This is a genomic window from Klebsiella sp. CN_Kp104 (assembly GCF_040064515.1).
Classification (GTDB): domain Bacteria; phylum Pseudomonadota; class Gammaproteobacteria; order Enterobacterales; family Enterobacteriaceae; genus Klebsiella; species Klebsiella aerogenes.
In genome coordinates, this window is the sequence record NZ_JBEAII010000003.1 from 115,473 (window position 1) to 141,031 (window position 25,559).

General features: G+C 55.0%; 26 protein-coding genes and 1 other RNA gene. 13 read left to right on the top strand and 14 right to left on the bottom strand.

Annotated features, from left to right (window positions below; all coding sequences use genetic code 11):
• Positions 1–55: 55 nt before the first annotated feature.
• The 6 genes from acrA to ABLU80_RS06395 all read left to right on the top strand — a co-directional run bounded on the left by acrA (position 56) and on the right by ABLU80_RS06395 (position 6,801).
• Positions 56–1,255 carry a multidrug efflux RND transporter periplasmic adaptor subunit AcrA gene (gene acrA, locus ABLU80_RS06370; RefSeq protein WP_020079451.1) on the top strand — a complete coding sequence of 400 codons (1,200 nt, stop codon included), beginning with the start codon at positions 56–58 and terminating at the stop codon, positions 1,253–1,255.
• 22 nt (positions 1,256–1,277) lie between these two features.
• Positions 1,278–4,424, top strand: a complete 3,147-nt coding sequence (gene acrB, locus ABLU80_RS06375) for a multidrug efflux RND transporter permease subunit AcrB (RefSeq protein ID WP_015704610.1) — start codon at positions 1,278–1,280, stop codon at positions 4,422–4,424.
• Between the two features lie 472 nt (positions 4,425–4,896).
• The gene (gene tomB / locus ABLU80_RS06380; RefSeq protein ID WP_015367917.1) at positions 4,897–5,271 is read left to right on the top strand and encodes an Hha toxicity modulator TomB; all 375 of its coding nucleotides are present in this window, start codon (positions 4,897–4,899) and stop codon (positions 5,269–5,271) included.
• 26 nt (positions 5,272–5,297) lie between these two features.
• Positions 5,298–5,516, top strand: a complete 219-nt coding sequence (locus tag ABLU80_RS06385; RefSeq protein ID WP_015367918.1) for an HHA domain-containing protein — start codon at positions 5,298–5,300, stop codon at positions 5,514–5,516.
• A gap of 131 nt (positions 5,517–5,647) precedes the next feature.
• Positions 5,648–6,211, top strand: a complete 564-nt coding sequence (maa, locus tag ABLU80_RS06390; protein ID WP_047081009.1) for a maltose O-acetyltransferase — start codon at positions 5,648–5,650, stop codon at positions 6,209–6,211.
• A 125-nt stretch (positions 6,212–6,336) separates the two neighbouring features.
• Positions 6,337–6,801, top strand: coding sequence for a YlaC family protein (locus tag ABLU80_RS06395; RefSeq protein WP_015367920.1), 465 nt, complete (start codon positions 6,337–6,339; stop codon positions 6,799–6,801).
• Here the strand turns inward: ABLU80_RS06395 and ABLU80_RS06400 are convergent.
• Complete coding sequence (locus tag ABLU80_RS06400) at positions 6,776–8,230, bottom strand: PLP-dependent aminotransferase family protein (protein WP_348849849.1); 1,455 nt, start codon at positions 8,228–8,230, stop codon at positions 6,776–6,778. The genes ABLU80_RS06395 and ABLU80_RS06400 overlap by 26 nt on opposite strands.
• A gap of 102 nt (positions 8,231–8,332) precedes the next feature.
• Here ABLU80_RS06400 and ABLU80_RS06405 point away from each other — a divergent pair, with 102 nt between their 5' ends.
• A complete protein-coding gene (locus ABLU80_RS06405; protein WP_042893760.1) occupies positions 8,333–9,043 on the top strand; it encodes a GNAT family protein in 711 nt (236 codons plus the stop codon).
• On the opposite strand, the gene ykgO is transcribed toward ABLU80_RS06405, so the two are convergent.
• Both ykgO and ABLU80_RS06415 read right to left on the bottom strand, forming a co-directional pair.
• Positions 9,040–9,180, bottom strand: a complete 141-nt coding sequence (ykgO, locus tag ABLU80_RS06410) for a type B 50S ribosomal protein L36 (protein WP_003859006.1) — start codon at positions 9,178–9,180, stop codon at positions 9,040–9,042. The genes ABLU80_RS06405 and ykgO overlap by 4 nt on opposite strands.
• Positions 9,181–9,182: 2 nt before the next feature.
• Complete coding sequence (locus ABLU80_RS06415; protein WP_015367923.1) at positions 9,183–9,443, bottom strand: type B 50S ribosomal protein L31; 261 nt, start codon at positions 9,441–9,443, stop codon at positions 9,183–9,185.
• 218 nt (positions 9,444–9,661) lie between these two features.
• Between ABLU80_RS06415 and ABLU80_RS06420 the strand changes: the two genes are divergently transcribed.
• Positions 9,662–11,221 carry an EAL domain-containing protein gene (locus tag ABLU80_RS06420; RefSeq protein WP_042893762.1) on the top strand — a complete coding sequence of 520 codons (1,560 nt, stop codon included), beginning with the start codon at positions 9,662–9,664 and terminating at the stop codon, positions 11,219–11,221.
• Between the two features lie 41 nt (positions 11,222–11,262).
• Here the strand turns inward: ABLU80_RS06420 and ABLU80_RS06425 are convergent, their stop codons facing one another.
• Together ABLU80_RS06425 and ABLU80_RS06430 are read right to left on the bottom strand one after the other, a co-directional pair.
• Positions 11,263–11,616 carry a DUF1428 family protein gene (locus tag ABLU80_RS06425; RefSeq protein ID WP_015367925.1) on the bottom strand — a complete coding sequence of 118 codons (354 nt, stop codon included), beginning with the start codon at positions 11,614–11,616 and terminating at the stop codon, positions 11,263–11,265.
• Positions 11,617–11,704: 88 nt separating this feature from the next.
• Positions 11,705–12,319: a membrane protein gene (locus ABLU80_RS06430; RefSeq protein WP_015367926.1), complete on the bottom strand. Its 615-nt coding sequence runs from the start codon at positions 12,317–12,319 to the stop codon at positions 11,705–11,707.
• 87 nt (positions 12,320–12,406) lie between these two features.
• Between ABLU80_RS06430 and ABLU80_RS06435 the strand changes: the two genes are divergently transcribed.
• The gene (locus ABLU80_RS06435; RefSeq protein WP_348849839.1) at positions 12,407–13,834 is read left to right on the top strand and encodes a PLP-dependent aminotransferase family protein; all 1,428 of its coding nucleotides are present in this window, start codon (positions 12,407–12,409) and stop codon (positions 13,832–13,834) included.
• Between the two features lie 132 nt (positions 13,835–13,966).
• Here ABLU80_RS06435 and ABLU80_RS06440 read toward each other — a convergent pair whose 3' ends face one another.
• From ABLU80_RS06440 to ffs, 3 genes are all read right to left on the bottom strand, one after another.
• Complete coding sequence (locus ABLU80_RS06440) at positions 13,967–14,182, bottom strand: hypothetical protein (protein WP_015367928.1); 216 nt, start codon at positions 14,180–14,182, stop codon at positions 13,967–13,969.
• The gene (locus ABLU80_RS06445; RefSeq protein ID WP_015367929.1) at positions 14,179–14,436 is read right to left on the bottom strand and encodes a hypothetical protein; all 258 of its coding nucleotides are present in this window, start codon (positions 14,434–14,436) and stop codon (positions 14,179–14,181) included. Before ABLU80_RS06445 ends, ABLU80_RS06440 begins: the two co-directional genes overlap by 4 nt.
• A 313-nt stretch (positions 14,437–14,749) precedes the next feature.
• Positions 14,750–14,846, bottom strand: an RNA gene (gene ffs, locus ABLU80_RS06450) — signal recognition particle sRNA small type.
• 254 nt (positions 14,847–15,100) lie between these two features.
• On the opposite strand from ffs, the gene ABLU80_RS06455 reads away from it, so the two are divergent.
• The gene (locus tag ABLU80_RS06455; protein ID WP_032707556.1) at positions 15,101–15,499 is read left to right on the top strand and encodes a hypothetical protein; all 399 of its coding nucleotides are present in this window, start codon (positions 15,101–15,103) and stop codon (positions 15,497–15,499) included.
• 57 nt (positions 15,500–15,556) lie between these two features.
• Positions 15,557–15,874 (top strand): MGMT family protein, encoded by a 318-nt coding sequence (locus tag ABLU80_RS06460; protein ID WP_285812764.1) that lies wholly within the window; start codon positions 15,557–15,559, stop codon positions 15,872–15,874.
• Positions 15,875–15,912: 38 nt separating this feature from the next.
• Here the strand turns inward: ABLU80_RS06460 and ABLU80_RS06465 are convergent, their stop codons facing one another.
• Positions 15,913–16,425, bottom strand: a complete 513-nt coding sequence (locus tag ABLU80_RS06465; protein ID WP_015367932.1) for a YbaY family lipoprotein — start codon at positions 16,423–16,425, stop codon at positions 15,913–15,915.
• A gap of 220 nt (positions 16,426–16,645) precedes the next feature.
• Between ABLU80_RS06465 and tesB the strand changes: the two genes are divergently transcribed.
• Entirely contained in the window at positions 16,646–17,509 is an 864-nt protein-coding gene (tesB, locus tag ABLU80_RS06470) for an acyl-CoA thioesterase II (RefSeq protein ID WP_045366568.1), read from the top strand.
• Between the two features lie 33 nt (positions 17,510–17,542).
• Here the strand turns inward: tesB and ABLU80_RS06475 are convergent, their stop codons facing one another.
• Positions 17,543–18,433, bottom strand: a complete 891-nt coding sequence (locus tag ABLU80_RS06475; protein WP_348849840.1) for a LysR substrate-binding domain-containing protein — start codon at positions 18,431–18,433, stop codon at positions 17,543–17,545.
• Positions 18,434–18,552: 119 nt separating this feature from the next.
• On the opposite strand from ABLU80_RS06475, the gene ABLU80_RS06480 reads away from it, so the two are divergent.
• A complete protein-coding gene (locus tag ABLU80_RS06480; RefSeq protein ID WP_213795629.1) occupies positions 18,553–20,040 on the top strand; it encodes a UbiD family decarboxylase in 1,488 nt (495 codons plus the stop codon).
• Positions 20,041–20,105: 65 nt separating this feature from the next.
• On the opposite strand, the gene amtB is transcribed toward ABLU80_RS06480, so the two are convergent.
• From amtB to ABLU80_RS06500, 4 genes are all read right to left on the bottom strand, one after another.
• Positions 20,106–21,395, bottom strand: coding sequence for an ammonium transporter AmtB (gene amtB, locus ABLU80_RS06485; protein WP_020079462.1), 1,290 nt, complete (start codon positions 21,393–21,395; stop codon positions 20,106–20,108).
• Positions 21,396–21,427: 32 nt separating this feature from the next.
• Positions 21,428–21,766 carry a P-II family nitrogen regulator gene (glnK, locus tag ABLU80_RS06490; RefSeq protein WP_015367937.1) on the bottom strand — a complete coding sequence of 113 codons (339 nt, stop codon included), beginning with the start codon at positions 21,764–21,766 and terminating at the stop codon, positions 21,428–21,430.
• Between the two features lie 241 nt (positions 21,767–22,007).
• Positions 22,008–23,786: a SmdB family multidrug efflux ABC transporter permease/ATP-binding protein gene (locus ABLU80_RS06495; protein WP_047076842.1), complete on the bottom strand. Its 1,779-nt coding sequence runs from the start codon at positions 23,784–23,786 to the stop codon at positions 22,008–22,010.
• Positions 23,779–25,548 carry a SmdA family multidrug ABC transporter permease/ATP-binding protein gene (locus ABLU80_RS06500; RefSeq protein WP_285198773.1) on the bottom strand — a complete coding sequence of 590 codons (1,770 nt, stop codon included), beginning with the start codon at positions 25,546–25,548 and terminating at the stop codon, positions 23,779–23,781. Before ABLU80_RS06500 ends, ABLU80_RS06495 begins: the two co-directional genes overlap by 8 nt.
• Between the last annotated feature and the right edge of the window lie 11 nt (positions 25,549–25,559).

Consider the following 25,559-nt stretch of genomic DNA (forward strand, 5'->3'; position numbering starts at 1 on the left):
TTTGTGGACGTTTGAGCCACTAAAAAATTTGAAATTGGACACTCGAGGTTTACATATGAACAAAAACAGAGGGTTAACGCCTCTGGCGGTCGTTCTGATGCTCTCAGGCAGCTTAGCGCTAACAGGATGTGACGATAAACCGGCTCAACAAGGAGCCCAGCAAATGCCGGAAGTCGGTATTGTCACGCTCAAATCCGCACCTCTACAAATCACCACTGAACTTCCTGGTCGTACCAATGCTTATCGTGTCGCAGAAGTCCGTCCTCAGGTAAGTGGCATTATTCTGAAACGTAACTTCACTGAAGGCAGCGATATTCAGGCGGGGGTGTCTCTTTATCAGATCGATCCGGCAACCTATCAGGCAAGCTATGAAAGCGCTAAAGGCGACTTAGCGAAAGCCCAGGCCGCCGCAAACATCGCTCAGTTGACGGTCAAACGTTATCAGAAACTGGTTGGCACCAAATACATCAGCCAACAAGAATATGACTCAGCCGTTGCCGACGCTCAGCAAAGCAACGCCGCCGTCGTCGCGGCGAAAGCCGCAGTTGAAACCGCGCGTATCAACCTGGCTTATACCAAAGTGACGTCGCCAATCAGTGGACGCATCGGTAAATCCGCGGTCACCGAAGGCGCGCTGGTGCAAAACGGGCAATCTACCGCGCTGGCTACCGTTCAGCAGCTAGACCCTATCTATGTTGACGTTACCCAATCGAGCAACGATTTCCTGCGTCTGAAACAGGAACTGGCGAACGGTAAACTGAAGCAAGAAAACGGTAAGGCGAAGGTCGAACTGGTCACCAATGACGGTCTGAAATATCCGCAAGAGGGTACGCTGGAATTCTCCGACGTCACCGTTGACCAGACCACCGGTTCTATCACGCTGCGCGCTATCTTCCCGAACCCGGACCACACTCTGCTGCCAGGGATGTTTGTTCGCGCACGTCTGGAAGAAGGTATTAACCCGGATGCGCTGCTGGTTCCGCAACAGGGCGTTACCCGTACCCCGCGCGGCGATGCCAGCGTGATGGTGGTCGGCGAAGGCGACAAAGTTGAAGTGCGCCAGGTCACCGCGACTCAGGCTATCGGCGACAAGTGGTTAGTGACCGAAGGTCTGAAATCAGGCGATCGCGTGATCGTCGCTGGCCTGCAAAAAGTCAAACCAGGCGTACAGGTAAAAGCGCAGGAAGTAGCTTCAGACAACCAACAGCAAACCGCCGGCAACGCGAACGCTCAGTCTGAACAAACCAAGTCTTAACTTAAACAGGAGCCGTTAAGACATGCCTAATTTCTTTATCGATCGCCCCATATTTGCATGGGTGATCGCCATAATCATCATGTTGGCAGGGGGGCTTTCGATTATGAAACTCCCCGTGGCGCAATATCCAACGATTGCGCCGCCAGCAGTGACGATCTCGGCCACCTATCCGGGGGCTGATGCGAAAACGGTGCAGGACACCGTGACACAGGTTATCGAACAGAACATGAACGGTATCGATAACCTGATGTACATGTCCTCGAACAGTGACTCCACCGGTACGGTGCAGATCACCCTGACCTTCCAGTCCGGTACCGACGCAGATATCGCCCAGGTACAGGTGCAGAATAAGCTGCAGCTGGCGATGCCGCTGCTGCCGCAGGAAGTACAACAACAGGGCGTGAGCGTGGAGAAATCCTCCAGTAGCTTCCTGATGGTTGTCGGGGTTATCAACACTAACGGCACCATGACGCAGGAGGATATTTCCGACTACGTGGGCGCCAATATGAAGGATGCCATCAGCCGTACCTCCGGCGTCGGCGACGTTCAGCTGTTCGGTTCCCAGTACGCGATGCGTATCTGGATGGACCCGACGAAGCTAAACAACTTCCAGTTAACTCCGGTAGATGTCATCAACGCCATTAAAGCGCAGAACGCCCAGGTCGCGGCAGGTCAGTTAGGCGGTACGCCGCCGGTGAAAGGCCAGCAGTTGAACGCCTCGATCATCGCCCAAACGCGTCTGACTTCCGCTGATGAATTCAGCAAGATTCTGCTGAAAGTCAATCAGGATGGTTCACAGGTTCGTCTGCGCGACGTGGCGAAAGTTGAACTCGGCGGCGAAAACTACGACATCATCGCGAAGTTCAACGGCCAACCGGCTTCTGGTCTGGGGATTAAACTGGCCACCGGCGCTAACGCCCTGGATACCGCCAACGCCATCCGCGCAGAGCTGGCGAAGATGGAACCGTACTTCCCGTCAGGCCTGAAAATCGTCTACCCGTACGATACTACCCCGTTCGTGAAAATCTCTATTCATGAAGTGGTAAAAACGCTGGTGGAAGCGATCATCCTGGTGTTCCTGGTCATGTATCTGTTCCTGCAGAACTTCCGCGCCACGCTGATCCCGACCATTGCAGTACCGGTGGTATTGCTTGGGACATTCGCCATCCTGGCGGTGTTTGGCTTCTCGATAAACACCCTGACGATGTTCGGGATGGTGCTGGCCATCGGCTTGCTGGTGGATGACGCCATCGTGGTAGTAGAAAACGTCGAGCGCGTGATGGCGGAGGAAGGATTGCCGCCGAAAGAAGCAACCCGTAAGTCGATGGGTCAGATTCAGGGCGCGTTGGTCGGTATTGCGATGGTACTGTCGGCGGTATTTATCCCGATGGCCTTCTTCGGCGGTTCAACCGGCGCGATTTATCGCCAGTTCTCGATCACTATCGTTTCCGCGATGGCGCTGTCGGTACTGGTAGCGCTGATTCTGACGCCAGCGCTGTGCGCCACCATGCTGAAGCCGATTCAGAAAGGCGGCCATGGCGAGCACAAAGGCTTCTTTGGCTGGTTTAACCGCATGTTCGATAAGAGCACGCACCACTACACCGACAGCGTAGGCAACATTCTGCGTAGTACCGGTCGTTACCTGGTGCTGTATCTGATTATTGTCGTCGGTATGGCTTACCTGTTCGTTCGTCTGCCAAGCTCCTTCCTGCCGGACGAAGACCAGGGCGTGTTCCTGAGTATGGCGCAGCTTCCGGCGGGTGCGAGTCAGGAACGTACGCAGAAAGTCCTCGACGAGATGACTGACTACTACCTGACCAAAGAGAAGAACAACGTTGAATCGGTGTTCGCGGTTAACGGTTTTGGTTTTGCTGGTCGCGGTCAGAACACCGGTATCGCCTTCGTGTCGTTAAAAGACTGGAGCGAACGCCCGGGTTCAGAAAACAAAGTTGAAGCGATTACCGGCCGCGCGATGGCCCGTTTCTCGCAGATTAAAGATGCGATGGTCTTCGCGTTTAACCTGCCGGCGATCGTCGAACTGGGTACCGCTACCGGCTTTGACTTCCAGCTCATCGATCAGGGTGGTTTAGGGCATGAGAAATTAACTCAGGCGCGTAACCAGCTGTTTGGTATGGTTGCTCAGCATCCCGATCTGCTGGTTGGCGTGCGTCCTAACGGCCTGGAAGATACGCCGCAGTTCAAGATCGATATCGATCAGGAAAAAGCGCAGGCGCTGGGCGTTTCAATTAGCGACATCAACACCACCCTCGGCGCAGCGTGGGGCGGCAGCTACGTCAACGACTTCATCGACCGCGGTCGCGTGAAGAAAGTGTACGTCATGTCTGAAGCGAAATACCGTATGCTGCCAGAGGATATCGGCAACTGGTATGTACGCGGCAGCGATGGCCAAATGGTGCCGTTCTCCGCCTTCTCCACTTCCCATTGGGAATATGGTTCACCGCGTCTGGAACGTTACAACGGTCTGCCGTCAATGGAAATCCTCGGTCAGGCAGCGCCGGGCCGCAGTACGGGTGAAGCGATGGCGATGATGGAACAGCTGGCAAGCAAACTGCCTTCAGGCGTCGGTTACGACTGGACCGGTATGTCCTATCAGGAACGCCTGTCAGGCAACCAGGCCCCGGCGCTGTATGCTATCTCGCTTATCGTCGTCTTCCTGTGTCTGGCAGCATTGTACGAGAGCTGGTCGATTCCGTTCTCCGTCATGCTGGTGGTACCGTTGGGTGTTGTTGGCGCGCTGTTAGCGGCAACCTTCCGCGGGCTGACTAACGACGTTTACTTCCAGGTCGGCCTGCTGACGACCATCGGCCTGTCGGCGAAGAACGCGATACTTATCGTTGAATTCGCCAAAGACCTGATGGAAAAAGAAGGCAAAGGCCTGATTGAAGCGACGCTGGAAGCAGTACGTATGCGTCTGCGTCCAATCCTGATGACCTCTCTGGCGTTTATCCTCGGGGTAATGCCGCTGGTTATCAGCTCTGGCGCAGGCTCCGGCGCACAGAACGCCGTAGGTACCGGCGTAATGGGCGGGATGGTGACCGCGACGGTTCTGGCTATCTTCTTCGTGCCGGTGTTCTTCGTGGTGGTTCGTCGCCGCTTCAGTAAGAAAACTGAAGATATTGAGCATAACCATCCGGTTGAGCATCATTAATCTTGCTTAAGCTAAGGGCCGCATTTGCGGCCCTTTTTCTTTAGGGGTATTTAAACGCACACATTGTTATTGTTTATTTTACGTTCTGACATATAATATACATTGATGAACGTTGTTCTATTTTTATTAAGATTTCGGTTACCGGTTTTGCCATCAGGCCTCATTCAGAATATTCTTAATTACCAACAATCTCCCGACAACCTTCTCGCTGCAGGCAGGCGTCAATCAGATAAACTTATGATATATAAGGCTGACCTTCCAGTTTCGCCAAACATAAAAGGAATCAGTATAATAGGTCCTGTTTTTTTAAGATAAATTAACCGTATTTATTGTAATTTTTCGTAATAGCACGGTGAAATGTTTTTGAGACTGGATTATAGTTAAATCACAGGATTACAATGTTTGAGCCTGGTCTTCATCCCACAACGGTGTTTGTTAGTCGTCGTTTAAACCACTTACAAGGGGATGTGTTATGGACGAGTACTCGCCAAAAAGACATGATATCGCGCAGCTAAGATTTCTCTGCGAAACGTTGTATCATGACTGCCTTGCAAACCTGGAAGAAAGCAACCGCGGCTGGGTTAACGATCCCACCTCGGCGGTGAATCTTCAATTAAATGAATTGATCGAGCACATAGCAACTTACGCGCTTAATTATAAAATTAAGTACGCTGAGGATAATAAGCTGATTTCTCAGCTTGACGAATACCTGGATGACACTTTTATGCTGTTCAGTAGCTATGGCATAAACACAAGCGATCTCCAAAAATGGCGCAAATCCGGCAATCGGTTATTCCGATGCTTTGTGAACGCCAGCCGGGAGAACCCGGCAAGTCTTTCTTGTTAGAATTATTACATTCAAAAGGTGAAATGATGTCTGGTAAACCATTAACTAAAACAGACTATTTGATGCGTTTACGCCGCTGTCAGACAATTGATACGCTGGAGCGCGTAATTGAAAAGAATAAATATGAACTTTCCGACAATGAATTGGCGGTATTTTACTCAGCAGCCGACCATCGTCTTGCTGAATTGACCATGAATAAGCTATACGACAAAATCCCAACTTCAGTATGGAAATTTATCCGCTAGTTCATTTTCTGTCATTAATACAACAGCGCCTAAACAGGGATTACTCGGGATATTAAACGCCTGAGTCCCGTATTGCTGCATATGAAACCGGTTTCGCTTTATACTGTTTTTTCTTTAACCAGGAGAAGACCATGAGCGAAGAAAAAAGGAAAATGATCGCCGGCGAACCTTACCTTGCTGGAGACGCCACGCTAAAAGCAGACCGCCTGTATGCCAGGCAGGTACTGCACCGCTATAACCACTCAGCACCGGATGAACGCGAATCGCGCGCCGCTCTGCTGGCTGAACTATTTGGTAAGCCCACTGACGCGTATATCGAACCCACTTTCCGCTGCGATTACGGCTATAACATCAGCCTCGGCGCCAATTTTTACGCGAACTTTGACTGCGTGATGCTCGATGTTTGCCCGATCCGAATTGGCGATAACTGTATGCTGGCGCCGGGCGTTCATATCTATACCGCGACCCATCCGCTGGACCCAACGGAACGCAACAGCGGTATCGAGTATGGTAAACCGGTAACGATCGGCCACAACGTATGGATTGGCGGCCGGGCGGTCATCAACCCTGGAGTGACCATTGGCGACAATGCGGTTATTGCCTCCGGCGCAGTGGTGGTGAAAGACGTGCCGGCCAATGCGGTAGTTGGCGGTAATCCTGCCCAAATCATCAAGCTGCTATTAACCGAAAAATAGTAACTGTTATGCTTTTCTGTAACCAATCTGTTACTTTAACCCCGGTCTCCAGCAACATAAAATAACTGTCAGACTGAGCCGTAGAGCCTGAAATGCCGGGCTCTACGAAGAATTCGGGGACTAAAATGACAGAAATACAGCGCCTGCTAACCAATACCATCGAGGAACTGAACGAAAAAGAAAAGCGCGATAATCGCCCGCGTTTTAGTATCAGTTTTATTCGCAACCATCCATGGCTATTTGTCGCTATGTACGCCGCCTTTTTGGCTACTCTCATCGTCATGCTGCGCTCTGAGACGCTGGTGGATTCCGTGTGGCTGCTGATCGTTCTGTTTGTTCTGCTGAACGGTTTTTTCTTCTTTGACGTCTACCCGCGCTACCGTTATGAAGATATCGATGTGCTCGATTTTCGCGTCTGTTATAACGGTGAATGGTATAACACCCGTTTCGTCCCTGAACAGCTGATTGACGGCATTCTGCAATCGCCACAGGTCGCCCATGAGCAGAAAGCTCAACTGCAGAAAATGATCGCGACCAAAGGTGAACTCTCCTTCTACGATGTTTTCACCCTGACCCGCGTTGCTGCCTGATTAGCCTGTTCAACGTCCGCAGCGCCGGTACGAAATGCGCCGCGGACGTATTGCCATACCCCAGAACCAGACCGCTACGCGCCTTATGCGGGTTAAGATAAAAGCGGCTAAGCGCCGCTGGCGCCATTTGATACTGACGCGCCTGCTCGACAATTTGCACATCGTCAATGTCATCGACGGCAACCGTTAAATGCAAGCCGCCCTCTCCCCCCCAAATCTCATTCGCCAGCGTGAATTCGCTTGCCACAGCCTCGCGTAACTGCTGCTGACGCCGACGATATAATCGGCGCATTGAGGCCAGATGGCGAGCATAATGGCCCTCTTCGATGAACAGCGCCAGCGCACGCTGTTCCAGACGATGGCCGCCGCGCAACAGCGCGCCGATCGCGCCCTGAGCCGCCTCGGCCAGCGCCGACGGCATCACCGCGAAGCCTATTCTTAATGAAGGAAATAGCGTTTTGCTGAAGCTACCAAGGTAAACCACCGGTGCCTGCGCCACCATGCCGAGCATCGCCTGAATCGGCTCGCCGCTGTAGCGAAACTCGCTATCATAGTCATCTTCCACAATCCACGCGTCATGCTGGCGGGCATATTCCAGCAATGCCAGACGACGTCCGGCGCTCATCACCGCCCCGCTCGGATATTGGTGCGAAGGCGAGGTAAAGATAAGCCGCGGCGCTACCTCGTTAACGCTATCAGGACACATGCCATCACCGTCAACAGGTATCCCCTTCAGCTGTAACCCGGCTTTAATAAACACGCTTTTCGCGCCGAAATAACCGGGCTCTTCAACCCAGGCAGTATCCCCCGCGACGCTCAGCAGATGCGTGCAAAGGTTAACGCCCTCCAGCGCGCCTTCAGTGATCACAATTTGCCGCGCCGTGCAGCGTATGCCCCGGGATAAAGTCAGATGACGGGCTATCGCCTCGCGCAGCGCCGGTTCACCGGCCGCCTCCCCGTATCCAAGGATCGTGCTGCCATCCTCGCGCAGTACCCGATCGAGCAAACGACGCCAGATAGCCAGCGGGAAGTAGTTCACCGCGGGCATTCCGGTAGTCAACAACAGCGCCGGGGAGTCCCGTCGACCCGGCAGCGGTAGCGTGCGCAAGCGCTCAGGCAAAACAAACGTTGGTGGCGCCGGCTCGCTTTCCGCCAGCGTATTGAGCGCTGCCACATACGTCCCCTGACGACTACGGATCAGATATCCCTCTATCGCCAGCTGTTCCAGCGCGCTGTTTACGGTATTGCGCGATACGCCAGCACGCTGCGCAATAACGCGCGCGCCCGGCAACCAGCTATGGCTGAGTAACTCGCCCTGTAAAATGGCCTCGCGCAGCGCCTGATAGAGCGCGCGCTGTAGCGTCGCGTCTCCCCGTTGCTGTATCCCGCGCGTCAGTAGGGCAAAAAAAGCATCGTCCGGAATATTCATCATGGCTCCTCGTGGCACCCTAAAAATATAACTTTATGGCCCTTCTTATGGAACCAGCAGACGTTTAATCTCAGGATTCTTCCCGCAAACAGGACTTGACCGATGACGCAATACAACCAATTCAACCAACTCGTTGGCGACGCTTTACCTGACTGGCAGCCACGCCCCTGGCCGCAGCGCCAGACCTTGCAAGGACAGTTATGCCGCCTGGAACCGCTTGACGTCAAACACGCGCAAGCGCTGTTCAACGCCTATCGACAGGCGCCTGATACCCGCGCCTGGACCTGGCTTTTGCGTGAACCGGAAAACAGCGTTACCGAGTTCAGCGCCTGGATTGCCAGCATCAGCGAGCTGAACGATCCGCTTCACTTCGCGGTGATCGATGAACAAAGTGGGCAGCCGGTCGGCTCGTTAGCGCTGATGCGTATTGACGGCAAAAACGGCGTCGTTGAAGTCGGCCATGTTCACTTTTCGCCGCTACTAAGCCGCAAAGCGATGGCCACCGAGGCACAGTGGCTGCTGATGCGTTATGTCTTTGAGTCGCTCGGCTACCGCCGCTATGAATGGAAATGCAATAGCCTGAATGAACCGTCGCGGCGCGCGGCGCTGCGCTTAGGTTTTCAGTTCGAAGGGCGCTTTCGACAAGCGCTGGTGATAAAAGGCCACAATCGCGATACCGACTGGTTTTCCATTATTGATAGCGAGTGGCCACAGATAGATAGCGCAATGCGCCAGTGGCTGGCCGCCGGTAATTTTGATGCCAACGGCCAGCAATACCGCACGCTGGAAAGCTTTCGCAAACCAACGAATTAACGCCGTTTTTTACGTCCCTGCACCGCCTTAAAGCGCGGGTTACTTTTGCAGATAACATACAGCCGCCCTTTGCGTTTCACTATCTGGCAATCCGGGTGGCGCTGTTTAGCGCTACGCAATGAGTTCAGTACCTGCATGTTTAGCTCCTTTTGGCATCAATAAAACCACCGAAGCGCTGGCGGAAACGAGCGGCGCTGCCTTCGGTAGCATGTGTTTTCTGCTTACCGGTGTAATACGGATGGGATTTAGACGAAACATCTAAGGTGACATACGGATAGGTTACGCCATCTAGTTCAATCTCACGCTCGGTTTTAATAGTAGATCCCACTTTGAAGTACTCGTTTACGCTCGTATCGTGAAAAACGACGGTACGGTAGTGCGGATGAATATTAGCTTTCATGTCAAACCTCAATTTGTATGTTATAACATAACAATTAAAGTACACCGTTGACCGCCAAAGATCAACCACAGGAAATTCACGGTTTCAGCGGGAACCACGCGGTGGCTCAGAGGGCGATCATTTGCCCCCTTATCCTGAATCACAATATTCGCGACCCGGGTCTTTTCTTCGCTTTCGCGTATACTCAGAGCAATTCCCCGTAAAATAAGGACATACCCATGACGACTCGCCATTTAATGAGTCTGGTTACAGGGGTGCTTATTCTCGCCATCGTGCTACCCATCGCCTTAAGTATCTGGCTGGCAATGCGCCAGGCGCAGGCGCAGTTTTATAGCGAGCTCGACCACTACTCAAAACGCATTGTCATGCGCGTAGAACAAGTCGCCGCTCAGGCCAAAGAAGCATTACAAGAAGCCGATGCGCACAGCGCCAGCGCCTGTTCACCAGAACATTTGCTGAATATGCGCCGTATTGCCTACACCCATCGCTATGTGCAGGAAGTACTCTGGTTGCGTAATTCGGTGCCGATGTGCTCATCGCTTGAGGATCACCAGGTCTCGGTGACGTTTCCGCAACCCGACCACGTCACCGCCGACGGTTACAGCACCTGGCTTACCTCAATCAACGACCTCGGCCTGCAACATCGCATGACCGCGTTTGGCAACAAAAATCATATTGTGATGATCGACCCGGTGTCGTTTATTGATGTCATCGCCACCGGTCAGGAAAAGATCCATACGATATTATTCGGCACTGAGCACGATCAGGTAGTGATCAGCAGCCAGCCGCTCGATCCCGCGGTTTGGACGCGAATTAAAAACCTCCATAGCGAGACGCTAATGCTGAATGACACCGTCTATCGCGTGCATATCATCCCTGAACTGGGTCTTGGCGTCGCCAGTTGGTCGTCCACGCAGCCACTGGATGCGCGCCTTCGCCAGCAGCTGCTGCTATGGCTGCCGATAGGGCTCTTTACCAGCCTGTTGACCTCTTTTTTACTTCTACGCCTGCTGCGCAGATTACGCTCTCCGCGTTATGGCATGTTGGATGCGCTGCAATCCGATGCCATCCAGGTTTACTATCAGCCGATCGTCTCGCTGGAGGATGGCAAAATCGCCGGCGCCGAAGCGCTGGCCCGCTGGCAGCAGCCGGATGGCACTTTTTTATCGCCGGATATTTTTATCCCGCTGGCCGAGCAAACCGGGCTGATCACCCGGTTGACCGAGGATATCGTGCGTAAAATCTTTGCCGACCTCGGCCCCTGGCTGCGCCATCATCCGCAGATGCACATCTCTATTAATCTGTCGGTGGATGACCTGCGATCGCCTACGTTGCCAACGCTACTCAAGGAACAACTGGCGCGCTGGGGAATCAGTGCGGAACAGATCCCCCTTGAGCTTACCGAACGCGGCTTTGTCGATCCGCAAACCACTCTGCCGGTGATTATTGGCTATCGCCAGGCGGGACACCGGATCTCGATCGATGATTTCGGCACCGGCTATTCCAGCCTCAGTTACCTGCAAACGCTGGATGTCGATACGCTGAAGATCGACAAGTCATTTGTCGATACCCTGGAATATAAGCCGCTGACGCCGCATATCATTGAGATGGCGAAGGCGCTGAATCTGGCGATTGTCGCCGAAGGAGTGGAAACGCCCGCTCAGCGCGACTGGCTGCGCGCGCATGGCGTCAATTACGCGCAAGGCTGGCTGTACTGTAAGGCGCTACCGAAAGAGGAATTTATTCAGTGGGCGGAACATAATATTAAAACGCATTAATACCATGTGCGGCGCGCTGGCAACCAGTCGCGCCGCCGGATTTACTCGTCAAGAATCGGCGCAAACCCGCCGAAGATCATGCGCTTGCCGTCAAATGGCAAGCTATCGCTAAGCGCTTTGATCCGCGGGTCGCTCATCATTTTCGCATTGGCCGCATCCCTGATCTCCTTAGACGGGTACTCGATCCAACTGAAAACCACTTCCTCATCCGCCTGCGCTTTAACCGACATGCGGAAATCCGTCAGCTTTCCTTCCGGGACATCATCCGACCAACACTCCACGACGCGCGTGGCGCCAAACTCTTTAAACAGCGGCGCCGATTTTGCTGCCAGTTCGCGGTATGCCTCCTTATTTTCCGCAGGGACGGCAACGACAAAACCATCAACATACTTCATGAGTGAGTCTCCGAAGTGAACAGCGCCGGCGGCATATCCGTCGGCGTCTGAGTGATAAGTTTAGTCGCTGCTATCGCGAACGGCGATTTCAGGACGCCAGCCCCCGGCTTTTCGCCGCCGTACTGACTGCTCGCGGTTGACGGAACCAGGGTAAAAACAGCTGGATCAGCGGGCCGATAGCAAAGGCGTAAACCACGGTGCCAACCCCGACTTTGCCGCCCAGCAGCCAGCCAATCAGCAGTACCGAGACTTCGATAGCGGTACGGATACCACGCAAAGACCAGCCGGTTCGCGCATGCAATCCGGTCATCAAGCCATCACGCGGCCCGGGACCAAAACCGGCGCCGATATACATCCCGGTTGCTATCGCATTCATCACCACCGCGCCGGCGAGTAGCAGACTACGCGCGGGCAGCGATTCCAGCGGCGGAAGTACCGCGAGCGTGGCATCGGCCGCAAGGCCAAGCACGATGACATTGCTAATGGTGCCGAGACCCGGCATCTGACGCAGCGGGATCCACAGCAGCAGCACCGCGGCGCCGGTCGCAATAATCACCGTACCGAAACTGATATTAAGTTGTTTCGCCACCCCCAGATGAAACACATCCCACGGATCGGCCCCGAGGTTGGCATGGACGAATAACGCCGTCGACACGCCATAGAGCACCAGACCAATATAAAGTTGTAGCAAACGACGGACCATAAACACCTCAGTATGTATTGCGAACAACCCCATCATCAGCAAAAATGGATCGATAATTAATGGCCAGTTTTAGAAAAGTGGATCGCTATGTCAGTACGTCGTTTTGGAACACAATCGCTGGTACGCCTGCTCGGCAACTGGCAAGCCCCTTCCTCGCGCGCGCCGCTGTGGCGGCAGCTAGCGGAAGCGCTGCGTCTGTTGATCCTTGATGGACGGCTGGCGCTGGAGACCCGTCTGCCCGGCGAGCGGGAACTGGCGACGGCGCTAAATGTTAGCCGCACCACTATCGCCAGCGCGCTGGGGTTATTGCGAGAAGAAGGCTATCTGCAAAGTCGCCAGGGAAGTGGTTCACGCATTGCGCTACCTGCCGGCCCTCTGCTCCCCGGAGAGCAGACGCTTTCAGCGCCATCGGTCAATCTCGCCACCGCCGCCCTCAGCGCCGGACCGGAGATTCATCAAGCCTACAGCCACGCGCTGACGCTGATGCCGCAGTATTTGTCCTATACCGGCTACGATCAGCAGGGGTTAGTCGATTTGCGCGCAATCATTGCCCGCCGCTATAGCGAACGCGGCCTGCCGACGCAGGCGGATGAAGTGATGATTGTGAATGGCGCGCTGAGCGGATTTGCCCTGGTACTGCGTCTGTTAACCGGGCCAGGCGATCGGGTGGTAGTTGACGCGCCCTCTTACCCGATGGCGATTAACGCTATTCGCGGCGCCTCCTGCCGACCGATAGGCGTCTCTTTACCGGAAAAGGGCTGGGACTGCGACGGCCTGGCGGCGACCATTGCCCAAACTTCGCCGCGGCTGGCCTTTATGATGCCGGATTTTCATAATCCCACCGGTCGCTGCATGGATAGCGAGACCCGGCAGCGCGTCGCCGATCTGGCCGCCAGCACGCGAACGACGCTGGTCGCCGACGAAACGATGGTCGATTTATGGTACAACGCCCCACCGCCTCCGCCGCTGGCGGCTTTCAACCCTGAAGCACCGATAATCACTATTGGTTCAGCGGGTAAAACGTTCTGGGGAGGACTGCGAATTGGCTGGATCCGCGCCCCGGCGAGGACTATTGCCTCGCTCATCCAGGCGCGGGATACGCTCGATCTCGGTTCGCCGCTGCTGGAACAGCTGGCTTGTTGTTGGCTACTGGAGAACGAACAAACACTGTTGCCGCAACGGCGGGCAATGCTGGCCGCGCGTCGTGATATGTGCGCTGCGTTGATGGCGGAATATTTTCCCCACTGGCGCTTTTCCGTCCCCGAGGGCGGGCTATCGTTTTGGGTGGAGCTGCCGGAGATGTTGGCAACGCAGTTCTCGGTGCGCGCTGAGAATGCCGGCATTCATATCGGCACCGGTACGCGATTCGGTCTGGAAGGTGCCTTCGACCGTTATTTACGTTTGCCTTTCACGCTACCAGATACGGAATTGCGCAACGCCTTCAGCATTTTACAACCGCTGTGGCAGACTCTTACGCAACAGAAAGAAATGGCGAGAACACGTAAAATTATATAATAAAATATCGACGGGCTGCGATCAGCCCGTCAAAAAACACCATCCATGATGAATATGAGATGTTTTATAAAATTGCAGTACCATCTTGCCCACGCCGCATGTCATTACGATGACAGCGGTGTAGTGATTTCATTAATGCTGGCGCGGAATAGGAAAACCTTTTAGCGAAATAATAAAGCCATCGTCATCTTTTTTAATTTTTGCGCCGGTTTCACACCAGTCGGAAGCAATGCGAAAAAACTCATCACTACCGATATTCCAGTTCAGGCGCACGTGCTTAACGTACCCGGAACGAAGCAGATCACAGGCTTCACTGTAACTGCTGGCTGTAGAGAATTGTTGTTTCATCTTTTCTTCTTCAGAAGTTTCCGTAATGCTTTGATTTCTTTAGGGGTTAACGGCGACGCTTCCTCTTCGGTATGCTGGTTATCAATATCCTCATGCGAAACCCCCGCCTCGTCTGCTGAATCAATGGCCGCCAGCGCCAATTGCAGCAGCTTCTCCGTTGCCGTGCCTAAATTCTCGTTATTCACTTCCGCATAATGACGCAGTTTATCTTTTAACTCTGCGTCAATTTTCACATTCAGAACTACTGTGGTCATGATCACGCTTCCCGTGCAATAAAATCATCATAATTAATACACGAAGTTAACATCTTGATCCAGAGATATTATTTATCCTTAATAATATCTGGTAATTCCAGGGAATAATTTGCCCATTATATATGACATGAAAATGACATTAGTATGTCATTATTATTTCATATTTATGACAATGCAAAATTAAGGTATAGAAAAGAGTCGTTTTAGTAACGTAAAACAATAAATGAAGTGAAGCTGCCTATAATAGTAGCAGAGAATAAAAGCACAACAAATGAAGGGATTTTAAATCAGGACCGCCAGAAATGGGTGGGGGCCCTGCCAGCTACATCCCGGCACACACGTCGTCTGCTCTGGCTGCTTCCTTCCGGACCTGACCTGGTAAACAGAGTAGCGTTGCGGGAGAACCAACAGAGCCCCCATTGAGAGCGTTGATAACCAACGCGCTGGCGCATTATCCCTATAGCACTCCTGAATTGCAAGCCACTCGCGTCCAGCTGCTGGTTTATTATGCAAAACGTAGGTTTTCCCGGCAAATAGTGCCTTTATCCGGCCGAACGCCCCAGCAATGAGAGAGATTGCGAGCCCCATCGCGGCACAGTTTACCGCAACCCGCCATACTTATTCGTCCTGTGTTTTTTCAACGTGTTGTCGCTACGGTAATCGCATGACTCAATCACCACGCTCCACCACTACCTTGCCCATGCCCGCCATTGATGGCGTAACCGTACCCTTTCACGGCATGAATTTTCTACGCCCCGAGCTGCTGCTGGATTTCGTCAGCGTCAGTCCCGCGCCGTTGTTATCGGTGACCCCCGTTGCCCTGCTCTTTTCCACGGTGGGCGTATTGCAACACGTCGAGCTGCGTAAGCTGCCCGTTGAGGTTAAAGGCCGGGTGGTTTATCCCATTTCATCGCTCAAATACCCGACGCTGCGCGGCAAACTGATTATCAATGCGCAATCGCAGCGGCTGAAGTTTCTTGAAAGCCTGATTGCCAACAGCCCGCATGACAATATTCATGGTATGCAGATCCTCGGGCTGGCGCTGGAATTCACCGTCCTTTGACGGCTGTACAGTATGGGGGCAAGCGCTTATTCTGAGCTTTTCTCGCGCGAAGGAGTGATGATGGAGGACGCCCACGACAGCTTTCCCCAGCGGGTCTGGCAGATAGTCGCCTCAATTCCGGAAGGGTATGTCACCACCTACGGCGATGTCGCTCTGCTGGCGGGTTCGCCGCGCGCGGCGCGTCAGGTGGGCGGCGTGTTAAAGCGCCTACCGGAAGGCTCAACGCTGCCATGGCACCGGGTGGTGAATCGCCACGGCGATATTTCGCTGACCGGCCCCGACCTACAGCGCCAGCGTCAGGCGCTGCTGGCGGAAGGCGTCCAGGTCTCCGGCAGCGGTCATATCGACCTGCAACACTATCGCTGGGTTTATTAAGGGCAAAAAAATGCCCCTGAACAGGGGCATGGAGACGTTTATTGCGCCATCGGCGCCATATCATTAGCCACCGGCACTGGCGCATGCTGCACAGGCACCAGCACCAGATCGGCGCGATTACCGCCCTGGGTTACCACGGTCTGCACGGTATCGGTGATAAACATCAGTTGGCCATTTACGGTAATCGCCGAACTCAGCAGGATCCGCGCGTTCGGTTTGATATCCGCCTGGTTGTAAGGCAGCACAAAGTTGAACGGCGCCTGCTTACCTTCAGTACGGACCGCTTTTTGCGACAATACACGCGCTGGCGCATCGGCAAGCGACGCATCGGACAGCGTCACGGTCAGTACCGCATCCGGCGGTAACGCTACGCGTTGGCGAATATTGATTGTCCCGGAAACATTAGGCTGTTGCTGCGAGGAGCTCAGTGAGGCAATGCCGTAAGGATCGGGTGCCGTCGTCTGATGAGCGGCGTTGCTGTTCGGGTTATTCGCACAGGCGGATAAGGCCGCAGCAACGGCGATAGCACTTAACATATAGGCAAATTTCATTATGTTCTCCTTTTCATCCCTTTAGTCACAGGAGTACGTCCTGCCATCACGATGGCTAAGACATTAGTATCGTGAATAAGTGTGGCACAGATCTCAGAATAATTCCCGGAAAGGGGCATTTATTCAGATTATTACACCCATCGGACCACTTGAGATTCCAGGTTATACTTGCCCACAATACGCGCTGCGTCAGCGCCGCTATCATTAATTGAGGGTAACTATGAGTCAGGCTCTAACCAATCTGCTGGCATTATTAAATCTGGAAAAAATTGAAGAAGGGCTATTTCGCGGGCAGAGCGAAGATCTCGGCTTACGTCAGGTCTTCGGCGGCCAGGTGGTCGGTCAGGCGCTGTATGCCGCTAAAGAAACCGTGCCTGAGGAACGCCTGATTCACTCCTTTCATAGTTACTTCCTGCGTCCCGGCGATAGCCAAAAACCCATCGTTTACGATGTTGAAGTGCTGCGCGACGGCAATAGCTTCAGCGCTCGTCGGGTGGCGGCCATCCAGCACGGTAAACCTATCTTTTACATGACCGCCTCGTTCCAGGCCCCGGAACCGGGCTACGAACATCAAAAAGCAATGCCGTCAGCCCCGTCACCGGAAGGCCTGCCCTCTGAAACCGATATCGCCCGTAAACTGGCGCATCTGCTGCCGCCGCAGGCGAAAGAGAAGTTCCTCAGCGACAAACCGCTGGAAATTCGCCCGGTGGAGTTCCATAACCCGCTGAAAGGCCACGTTGCCGAACCCACCCGCCAGGTGTGGATCCGCGCCAACGGCGTAGTGCCGGATGATATTCGCGTCCACCAGTCGCTGCTGGGCTACGCGTCTGATTTTAATTTCCTGCCGGTAGCGCTACAGCCGCACGGCGTCGGCTTCCTTGAGCCGGGTATGCAGGTTGCCACCATCGACCACTCAATGTGGTTCCACCGCCCGTTTAACATCAACGAATGGCTGCTATACAGCGTCGAAAGCACTTCCGCCTCCAGCGCCCGTGGCTTTGTTCGCGGCGAATTCTATACCCAGGACGGTATTCTGGTCGCCTCGACGGTGCAGGAAGGCGTCATGCGTAACCGCAATAACTAATTCGCGACGGGCCCACAACGGGCCCGCTTACCTTTAACGGCCAAGCAATTCGCGCGCACCGGCAATAAAATCACCCAATAGCCCGTTGCGACTCTCCCGCCGCCAGCACAGCGTAAGCGTCGTCACGGCAAAAGTCTCTTCCAGCAGGCAATAACTGACCTCCGACACCAGCATGGCGCTTTGCGTCTCGGGCACCAACGTCACGCCCATTCCCATCGATACCTGGCCTATCGCCGTGGAGACATCACGCGAGTACTGAATCTTACGGGGCGTAAAACCCGACTGCCGACAGGCGCTGATGGCTGACCAGCCCAGCCCGACGCCGCAAGGATCTTGCTGAATAAAAAACGTCTCTTCCGCCAGCGCCGCGAGTGGAATAGTGCGCCGGCTGGCGAGCGCATGATGGCGAGGTACCACCGCCACCAGCGGCCGGGTCGCAATATCCAGCGACTCCAGTTCATCATATTGCGCTCCTGGCGAGCGGATAAACGCCAGGTCGACCGTTTCGCTTAATAGCCCGGTTATCAGGTCGTTAACGTTATGCTCTTCAATCAGCAGATCGGCTTCAGGTTTACGTTGACGATAATTTCCTATTAACACGCTCAACGCCGGGTCGAAAATAGCCGAGCCAACGTAGCCAATTTTCAACTGCCCTTTGCGCCCCTGCCGCAAACTGCGCGCATTCTCGCGAAATTTATCGCAGTGGCCGAGGATCATCCGCGCCTCGGCCAGCAAAAATTGCCCTTCGGCGGTCAGCGCGACGTTGCGTCGATCGCGGGTAAATAGCCGCAATTCCAGCGCGTTCTCAAAACTTTTAATCTGCTGCGTCAGCGCCGGTTGCGTGATATGCAGACGTTGCGCCGCCCGACCAAAGTGCAATTCTTCCGCCAGAACCGTAAATGCCTGTAACTGTCGATAATCCATCACGCCCTCCCGAAAACACTGATAATAATCTCTTATTAAAATGAGGGGAAATGTGATTGGACTCTTATCGGTATCTGGTGAGAATGAATAGCCATTGCCAGAAACCTGAAGGAAGTACGATGTCTGAACAACAAATGAAAGTAACCGATCTGCGTTCTGCTTTGGCGCTATTAAGCCAGTACGATGATGAACTTATCTACACCGACGAACCCGTTGACCCCATTGCCGAGCTCTCCGGGGTGTACCGCTATGTCGGCGCCCACGGCACCGTTCAGCGCCCGACCCGCGTTGGCCCGGCGATGATCTTTAATAAGGTCAAAGGCTACGATGATGTCAGAGTGCTTATTGGCCTGCTGTGTTCACGCCAGCGCGTCGCCCGCCTGTTTGGCACCACGCCGGAAAACCTGGCGTTTATGCTCAAAGACTCCGTGGCGAATCCTATCGCGCCAATCACCATCCCGCGCGACCAGGCGGCCTGCCAGGAGGTGGTACATCTGGCAAGCGATCCTGATTTCGATATTCTCAAAATTTTGCCTGCGCCGACTAACACCCCGGAAGACGCGGGTCCCTACTTTACCCTCGGCATGTGCTATGCCGCGGATCCGGAAACCGGCGATCATGATGTCACCATCCACCGCCTGTGCGTACAGAGCAAAGACGAAATCTCGATGTATTTCGTACCGGGACGTCATCTCGATACTTTCCGGCAAAAAGCCGAGGCGGCCGGGAAAGCGTTGCCTATCTCGATTAGCATCGGCGTGGATCCGGCGATTGAAATTGGCGCCTGCTTTGAGCCGCCGACCACCCCTCTCGGGTTTGATGAACTCTCCATCGCCGGCGCTCTACGTAATCAGGCCGTCGAGCTCAGCGAATGCGTGAGCGTCAACGCCCGCGCCATCGCCAACGCCGAAATCGTTATTGAAGGTGAACTGCTGCCGGGCGTGCGGGTACGCGAAGATCAGAATACCAACAGCGGAAAAGCCATGCCGGAGTTCCCCGGCTACACCGGTAGCGCTCAGGCGGAAGTGCCGGTGATCAAAGTCAAAGCAATTACCCACCGCCGTCACCCGATTCTGCAAACCTGTATCGGGCCGAGCGATGAACATACCAATCTTGCCGGGATCCCGACCGAAGCCAGCATTCTGCAAATGGTAGAGCGCGCGCTTCCAGGCTTTGTGCAAAACGTCCACTGTCCTTCGCCAGGCACCGGTAAATATCTCGCCGTGCTGCAGGTGAAGAAACGCACCCCCAGCGATGAGGGCCGTCAGCGTCAGGCCGCGCTACTGGCGTTTTCCGCCTTCTCGGAGCTAAAGCACGTAATGCTGGTCGATGAAGACGTCGACGTTTTCGACATCAACGACGTCATGTGGGCGATGACCACCCGCTATCAGGGCGATGTCAGCACCGTGTTTATCCCCGGCGTGCGCTGCCATCCGCTGGATCCATCATCCGACCCGGCCTTCAGCCCATCGATTCGCGATAGCGGTATTGCCTGCAAAACCATTTTCGACTGCACCGTCCCGTGGAATATGAAAGCCCACTTCCAGCGCAGCCAGTTTATGGAAGTGGATGTTGACCGCTTTATCCCTGGCTTCAGTAAGAAATAAATTCCACGCAAAGAAAAAGCCTCCCATGCGGGAGGCTTTGACGCTTATGGAGATTGCACAATATATCAGGCGTTGTAGGCGTTTTCGCCGTGGCTGTTGACGTCCAGCCCTTCGCGCTCCTGCTCTTCCGGAACCCGCAGGCCGACGGTCATCGCCGCCACTTTGAAGCCGATCCAGGCGACGACGGCGGACCAGACCACGGTAATGCCGATACTTTCCAGCTGTACCAGCAGCTGATGCCCCATCGTGACGCCTTCCGCATAGCCGACGCCGCCAAGGGTAGTGGAAGCGAAGATGCCAGTCAGGATACAACCGATGATGCCGCACACGCCGTGAACGCCAAACACATCGCATGGGTCATCGACGCGCAGCCAGCGCTTCAGCACCGTGACGCCCCACAGCCCGGCCAGGCCGGCGATGATACCGATAATCAGCGAACCGCCAACGCCAACATAACCGCACGCCGGAGTAATGCCGACCAGACCGGCAATCGCGCCGGAGCAGGCGCCCAGCAGCGACGGTTTGCCGCGGGTGGCCCATTCGCCGAAGGTCCAGGCCAGAATCGCGCCAGCGGTTGCCACGACGGTATTTACGAAGGCCAGGGCGGCAATTTCGTTGGCCGCGCTTGCGGAACCAGCATTAAAGCCGAACCAGCCGACATACAGAATCGCCGTACCGGTGAAGACCATCGGCAGGTTATGCGGTTTAAACGCTTCTTTGCCAAAGCCCACACGTTTGCCCATCATATAGGCGCCCACCAGCCCCGCTACCGCAGCGTTAATGTGTACGACGGTACCACCGGCGAAGTCCAGCGCACCATGGGTCGCCAGCAGGCCGCCGCCCCACACCATATGCGCAATCGGCACGTAGGAGAGCGTGAGCCAAACCACCACGAAAATCAGTACCGCGGAGAAACGAATACGTTCCGCCAGCGCGCCGACGATCAGGCCCACGGTGATACAGGCGAAAGAGCCCTGGAAAGCAACGTGGATATATTGATAGAACGAGCCCATCAGCGCTTTCAGTTCAATATTCTTCAGCATCACCCAGTCGAAGCTGCCGAAGAAGCTACCGCCGCTACCGAAGGCAAGCGTATAGCCATAGATAACCCACAGCACGCAAACCAGGCCAAAAGTCACAATGACCTGAGTCAGCATTGAGAGCACGTTTTTACCGCGAATCAGGCCGCCGTAGAACAACGCAATGCCGGGGATTGTCATAAACAGCACCAGCGCGGTGCAAATCATCATAAAAGCGTTGTCGGCTTTATCCGCCACCGCCGGTTCGGCCGCCAGCGCCAGTCCCGGAAGCAGCGCCAGCGCTCCCAGAGCCGTTTTCATCGTCGTTCTCATCATCTCTTCATCCCCATCGCTGTGTGGTCAGGCAATTACAGTGCCGCTTCGTCGGATTCGCCGGTACGAATACGAATCACGCGCTGCAGTTCGGCGACAAAAATTTTGCCGTCGCCAATTTTTCCGGTCCAGGCGGCCTTGCCTATCACCTCGACAACCTCATCCAGCTGATCGTCGGCAATCGCAATATCAATTTTTACTTTTGGCAGGAAATTGACGCTGTATTCGGCGCCGCGATAGAGCTCGGCATGGCCTTTCTGGCGGCCGAAGCCTTTCACTTCCGTGACCGTCAGGCCCTGAATGCCGATGGAGGACAACGCTTCGCGAACGTCTTCCAGTTTGAATGGTTTGATTACCACGGTAACCAGCTTCATAAATCCCCTCCAGTCAGTATTTGATAGTGGCCGCAGCTAACACAGGAGATAAAGCAAGGGATATGCCAAAAATGAAAACGGGCCGTGAATCGGCCCGTTTAAGGAGAAAAAAACGCGAGGATGTTACTGGCGAGACGGCAAATGACCGCTAATGCACAAAAATGCACCAATACGGTGCACACCCAGTGAGCAAGTTGCACCACTTCACGTCACCCCTGCACCAATGCCTGCTGATGGTGCATCAGGCGCTCAGCGACTCCTCCTCAACGCTGGCGGCTAGCTCTTCGCCAGCCAGCTGTAGCTGGTACATCTGCCAGTAACGGCCCTTCGCCGCCAGCAATTGCTGATGGTTCCCGCGCTCGACGGCTTGGCCACGGTGCAGCACCAGGATCGTATCCGCTTCGACGATGGTCGACAGACGGTGGGCGATAACTACCAGCGTGGTGTGCTCGCGCACTTTCGCCAGCGCCTGCTGGATAGCCTGCTCGGTACCGGAATCGATGTTAGCTGTCGCTTCATCGAGAATCAGCACCTGCGGCGTCTCGACCAGCACACGGGCCAGCGCCAACAGCTGTTTCTGCCCCACCGACAGGTTGTTACCCTGCTCGCCCAGTTGGGTATAAATCCCGTCGCTCATTTCACGGGCAAGGTCAGCGAGCTGCACCGCTTCCAGCGCTTCCCAGACCTGCTGCTCGCTAATATCGCGGCCCAGCGTCACGTTGGCATAGAAGGTATCGGCTAATACCACCGGATCCTGTTGCACCATCGCGACGCCCCGACGTAAAGCGCTGTGGCTTAACGACGACAGCGGGCGGCCATCAAGACGAATTTCGCCTTTGGTCAACGGGTAGTAGCCCATCATCAGGCTGGCCAGCGTGCTCTTGCCGCTACCGGTATGGCCAACCAGCGCCACAAAACCGCGCGAAGGAATATCCAGATTGATATCCTGCAGCACCAGCCGATCGTCGCGATAGGCAAAAGAGACGTTATCAATCGCCACCGCACCGCTGCGTAACGGCGCGCTATCGTTACCCCAGCTCTGGCGTGGACGGTCCATCAGCTCAAACACGCGTTCGCCCGCCACCACCGCTTGCTGCAGCATCGACTGTTGAGTGGTGAGTTCGATCAGCGGTTCGTTAAGCCGCCCGAGGTAGCTAATAAAGGCATATAACACGCCGACTTCGATACTTCCGGAAGCGCTAAAACCAAACAGCATCAGCAGGCCGCAGAGGATCAGCGATGAAAACAGGCTTAACAGCGGTCGCAGCAGGAAACCATCCAGACGCAGCGTCTGCATGCGCGCCAGATAGTGGCCGTAACTGGCTTCACGCATTCGCTCGCCGAATCGCGCCTGCTGGCGGAATTGCTGAATAACGCCCATGCCGTTGATCACTTCGTTGAAGCCATCATTGATATCGGCAAGCCAGGCGCGCATGCGACGCACGATCGGCGTGCTGTAACGCTGATAGATAGCCATCACGATCAGCACCGCCGGGAAGATAGCCACCGCCACCAGCGCCATTCGCCAGTCGAGACTGAACATTGCCACCAGCATCGCGCCTATCAGCGCCGCGCTGCGAAGCACCGTCGCCACGACCGTCACGTACAGGTCGCGGATCACTTCGGTATCGTTGGTAACACGTGATATCAACTGGCCTACAGGTTGCGTATCAAACTCGCTTAACGGCTGACGCAGCGCAGCGTCCATCACATCGCTGCGCAACTGCTGCACCACGCCGACCGCCGCCCGGTTAAACAGCAGCGCCTGGTTATAGTGCAGCGTAGCGGCAAGGATCTGCAGGCAGATATAGGCCGCCGCCAGGCCGCTGACCAGCTTCACCGGTAGCGACTGTTTCGCCACCATGTTATCAATGAAATAGCTTATCAGCAGCGGGCCGCTGACTTCCGCCGCCGCCGCTATCCACATCATGATAACGGCAATGATAAGCGGCTTACGCCACGGCGAACCGTAGGCCAGCAGACGTTTCAGGGTCGGCCAGAGATCGGCGAAATTACGCATCTGTCGCCTCCTCATCCTGCGGCGCATCGTCGAGCGCTGCTTCCAGTTGCTGATAGCGGTACATATCGCGATACCATCCCGACTGGGTGGCAAGCTGCTCATGGCGGCCGCGCTGGGCAATATGGCCGTGTTGCAGAACCAAAATTTCACTGGCTTCGGTTAATGCTGAGAGGCGGTGGGCGCTGATAATCACCGTCCGCCCTTCTCCCCACTGCCGCAGGTTATGCAAAATATCATGCTCCGTCCGCCCATCAACCGCCGACAGCGCATCATCGAGGATCAGAATTTCCGCCTCCAGCAGCAGCGCGCGGGCAATGGAAATACGCTGTTTCTGACCGCCTGAGAGCATGACGCCGCGTTCGCCGACTTCCGTTTCATAGCCCTGTGGCAGGCGCAGAATATCATCATGAACGCTGGCCAGCCGCGCGACATGTTCGATTTGTTCCCGCGTCGCGTCCGGTTTACCCAAGGCAATGTTATTGGCCACGGTATCGGAGAACAGGAATGGGGTTTGATTGACCACCGCCAGCCGCCCGCGCCAGCTATCAAGCTGCAGGCGAGCCAGCGGAATATCATGGAAACGGATATCCCCCTCGGTAACATCAAAATGGCGCTGAATAAGGGAAAGTATGGTGCTTTTCCCGGCTCCCGTCGGGCCGCAGATACCGAGCATTTGCCCCGGCTGCAGGGTGAAGTTAACCTTCTCCAGCGACGGTTTCGTCGCCTGCGGATAGATAAATTCGCGCACCGCCACGTTAAGTGCCCCGCGACCCTCCGGCACCGTTTCGCTACCATCGTTGACCACCGGCGCTTCTTCCAGCATCGAACGAATACGTCCATAGGCGGCGCTACCGCGCTCAACGATGTTAAACATCCACGCCAGCGCCAGCATTGGCCAAATCATCAGGCCGAGATACATGACAAAACTGGTTAACTGACCCAGGGTCAGCTCGCCCTGCAACACCAGCCAGCTGCCGCCGCCGATTGCCAGCAGGTTGGCCGCGCCAATGGCAATATAGATTGTCGGGTCGAAACGGGCATCGATACGCGCAACCCGCATGTTCTTCGCCCCGGTATCCGCCGCATCGGCGGCAAACTGCGCCGACTGGCGATCCTCAAGGCCGAACGCTTTAATCATCCGTATGCTGGTCAGGCTTTCCTGTGTGCGATCGTTGAGGCTGGAAAAAGCCGCCTGCGCCACGCGGAAACGCTCATGCAGGGCATCGCCATTACGCTTGATCGCCAGCGCCATAAACGGCATCGGCACCAGCGCCAGCAGCGTTAACTGCCAGCTGATTTGCGTCGACATCACAATCAGCACCGCGCAACCCATCACCAGTGAGTCCACCAGCGTCAGGACCCCCTCGCCAGCGGCGAATACGACGCGGTCAACATCGTTGGTCGCGCGGGCAATAAGATCGCCGGTACGGTGACGCAGATAAAAGGCCGGATGCTGGCGGCTGAGCTGACGATAAAAGTCTTCACGCAGTTCAACAGCCAGTTGATAAGAGGCGCCGAAGAGCAGCACGCGCCAGACATAGCGCAGTAGATAAATCATCACTGCGATAACCACCAGCGCGCCGATCCACATCCACACCTGCTCTGCGGTGTAATGTTCTTTAGTCACGCCATCGACCACAATCCCCACTACTTTCGGCGGGATTAGCTGGAGTACGGCAATAACGGCAAGCAGAGCGACGGCGCCGAGATAGCGGCGCCACTCCCGGCGAAAGTACCAGCTAAGTTGAGCAAATAATCGCAAACGGTAAAATC

Bases quoted from the DNA above. Each gene is read 5' to 3' on its own strand.
- ABLU80_RS06420 (WP_042893762.1), top strand. From the start codon at position 9,662: ATGACGACTCGCCATTTAATGAGTCTGGTTACAGGGGTGCTTATTCTC.
- tomB (WP_015367917.1), top strand. From the start codon at position 4,897: ATGGACGAGTACTCGCCAAAAAGACATGATATCGCGCAGCTAAGATTT.
- ABLU80_RS06415 (WP_015367923.1), bottom strand. From the start codon at position 9,443: ATGAAAGCTAATATTCATCCGCACTACCGTACCGTCGTTTTTCACGAT.
- ABLU80_RS06480 (WP_213795629.1), top strand. From the start codon at position 18,553: ATGTCTGAACAACAAATGAAAGTAACCGATCTGCGTTCTGCTTTGGCG.
- ABLU80_RS06460 (WP_285812764.1), top strand. From the start codon at position 15,557: ATGATGGAGGACGCCCACGACAGCTTTCCCCAGCGGGTCTGGCAGATA.
- glnK (WP_015367937.1), bottom strand. From the start codon at position 21,766: ATGAAGCTGGTTACCGTGGTAATCAAACCATTCAAACTGGAAGACGTT.
- ABLU80_RS06385 (WP_015367918.1), top strand. From the start codon at position 5,298: ATGTCTGGTAAACCATTAACTAAAACAGACTATTTGATGCGTTTACGC.
- ABLU80_RS06425 (WP_015367925.1), bottom strand. From the start codon at position 11,616: ATGAAGTATGTTGATGGTTTTGTCGTTGCCGTCCCTGCGGAAAATAAG.
- ABLU80_RS06430 (WP_015367926.1), bottom strand. From the start codon at position 12,319: ATGGTCCGTCGTTTGCTACAACTTTATATTGGTCTGGTGCTCTATGGC.
- ABLU80_RS06400 (WP_348849849.1), bottom strand. From the start codon at position 8,230: ATGAATATTCCGGACGATGCTTTTTTTGCCCTACTGACGCGCGGGATA.
- tesB (WP_045366568.1), top strand. From the start codon at position 16,646: ATGAGTCAGGCTCTAACCAATCTGCTGGCATTATTAAATCTGGAAAAA.
- ABLU80_RS06435 (WP_348849839.1), top strand. From the start codon at position 12,407: ATGTCAGTACGTCGTTTTGGAACACAATCGCTGGTACGCCTGCTCGGC.
- ykgO (WP_003859006.1), bottom strand. From the start codon at position 9,180: ATGCAGGTACTGAACTCATTGCGTAGCGCTAAACAGCGCCACCCGGAT.
- ABLU80_RS06495 (WP_047076842.1), bottom strand. From the start codon at position 23,786: ATGCGTAATTTCGCCGATCTCTGGCCGACCCTGAAACGTCTGCTGGCC.
- ABLU80_RS06475 (WP_348849840.1), bottom strand. From the start codon at position 18,433: ATGGATTATCGACAGTTACAGGCATTTACGGTTCTGGCGGAAGAATTG.
- ABLU80_RS06405 (WP_042893760.1), top strand. From the start codon at position 8,333: ATGACGCAATACAACCAATTCAACCAACTCGTTGGCGACGCTTTACCT.
- ABLU80_RS06455 (WP_032707556.1), top strand. From the start codon at position 15,101: ATGACTCAATCACCACGCTCCACCACTACCTTGCCCATGCCCGCCATT.
- amtB (WP_020079462.1), bottom strand. From the start codon at position 21,395: ATGATGAGAACGACGATGAAAACGGCTCTGGGAGCGCTGGCGCTGCTT.
- maa (WP_047081009.1), top strand. From the start codon at position 5,648: ATGAGCGAAGAAAAAAGGAAAATGATCGCCGGCGAACCTTACCTTGCT.
- acrB (WP_015704610.1), top strand. From the start codon at position 1,278: ATGCCTAATTTCTTTATCGATCGCCCCATATTTGCATGGGTGATCGCC.
- ABLU80_RS06440 (WP_015367928.1), bottom strand. From the start codon at position 14,182: ATGAAACAACAATTCTCTACAGCCAGCAGTTACAGTGAAGCCTGTGAT.
- acrA (WP_020079451.1), top strand. From the start codon at position 56: ATGAACAAAAACAGAGGGTTAACGCCTCTGGCGGTCGTTCTGATGCTC.
- ABLU80_RS06445 (WP_015367929.1), bottom strand. From the start codon at position 14,436: ATGACCACAGTAGTTCTGAATGTGAAAATTGACGCAGAGTTAAAAGAT.
- ABLU80_RS06395 (WP_015367920.1), top strand. From the start codon at position 6,337: ATGACAGAAATACAGCGCCTGCTAACCAATACCATCGAGGAACTGAAC.
- ABLU80_RS06465 (WP_015367932.1), bottom strand. From the start codon at position 16,425: ATGAAATTTGCCTATATGTTAAGTGCTATCGCCGTTGCTGCGGCCTTA.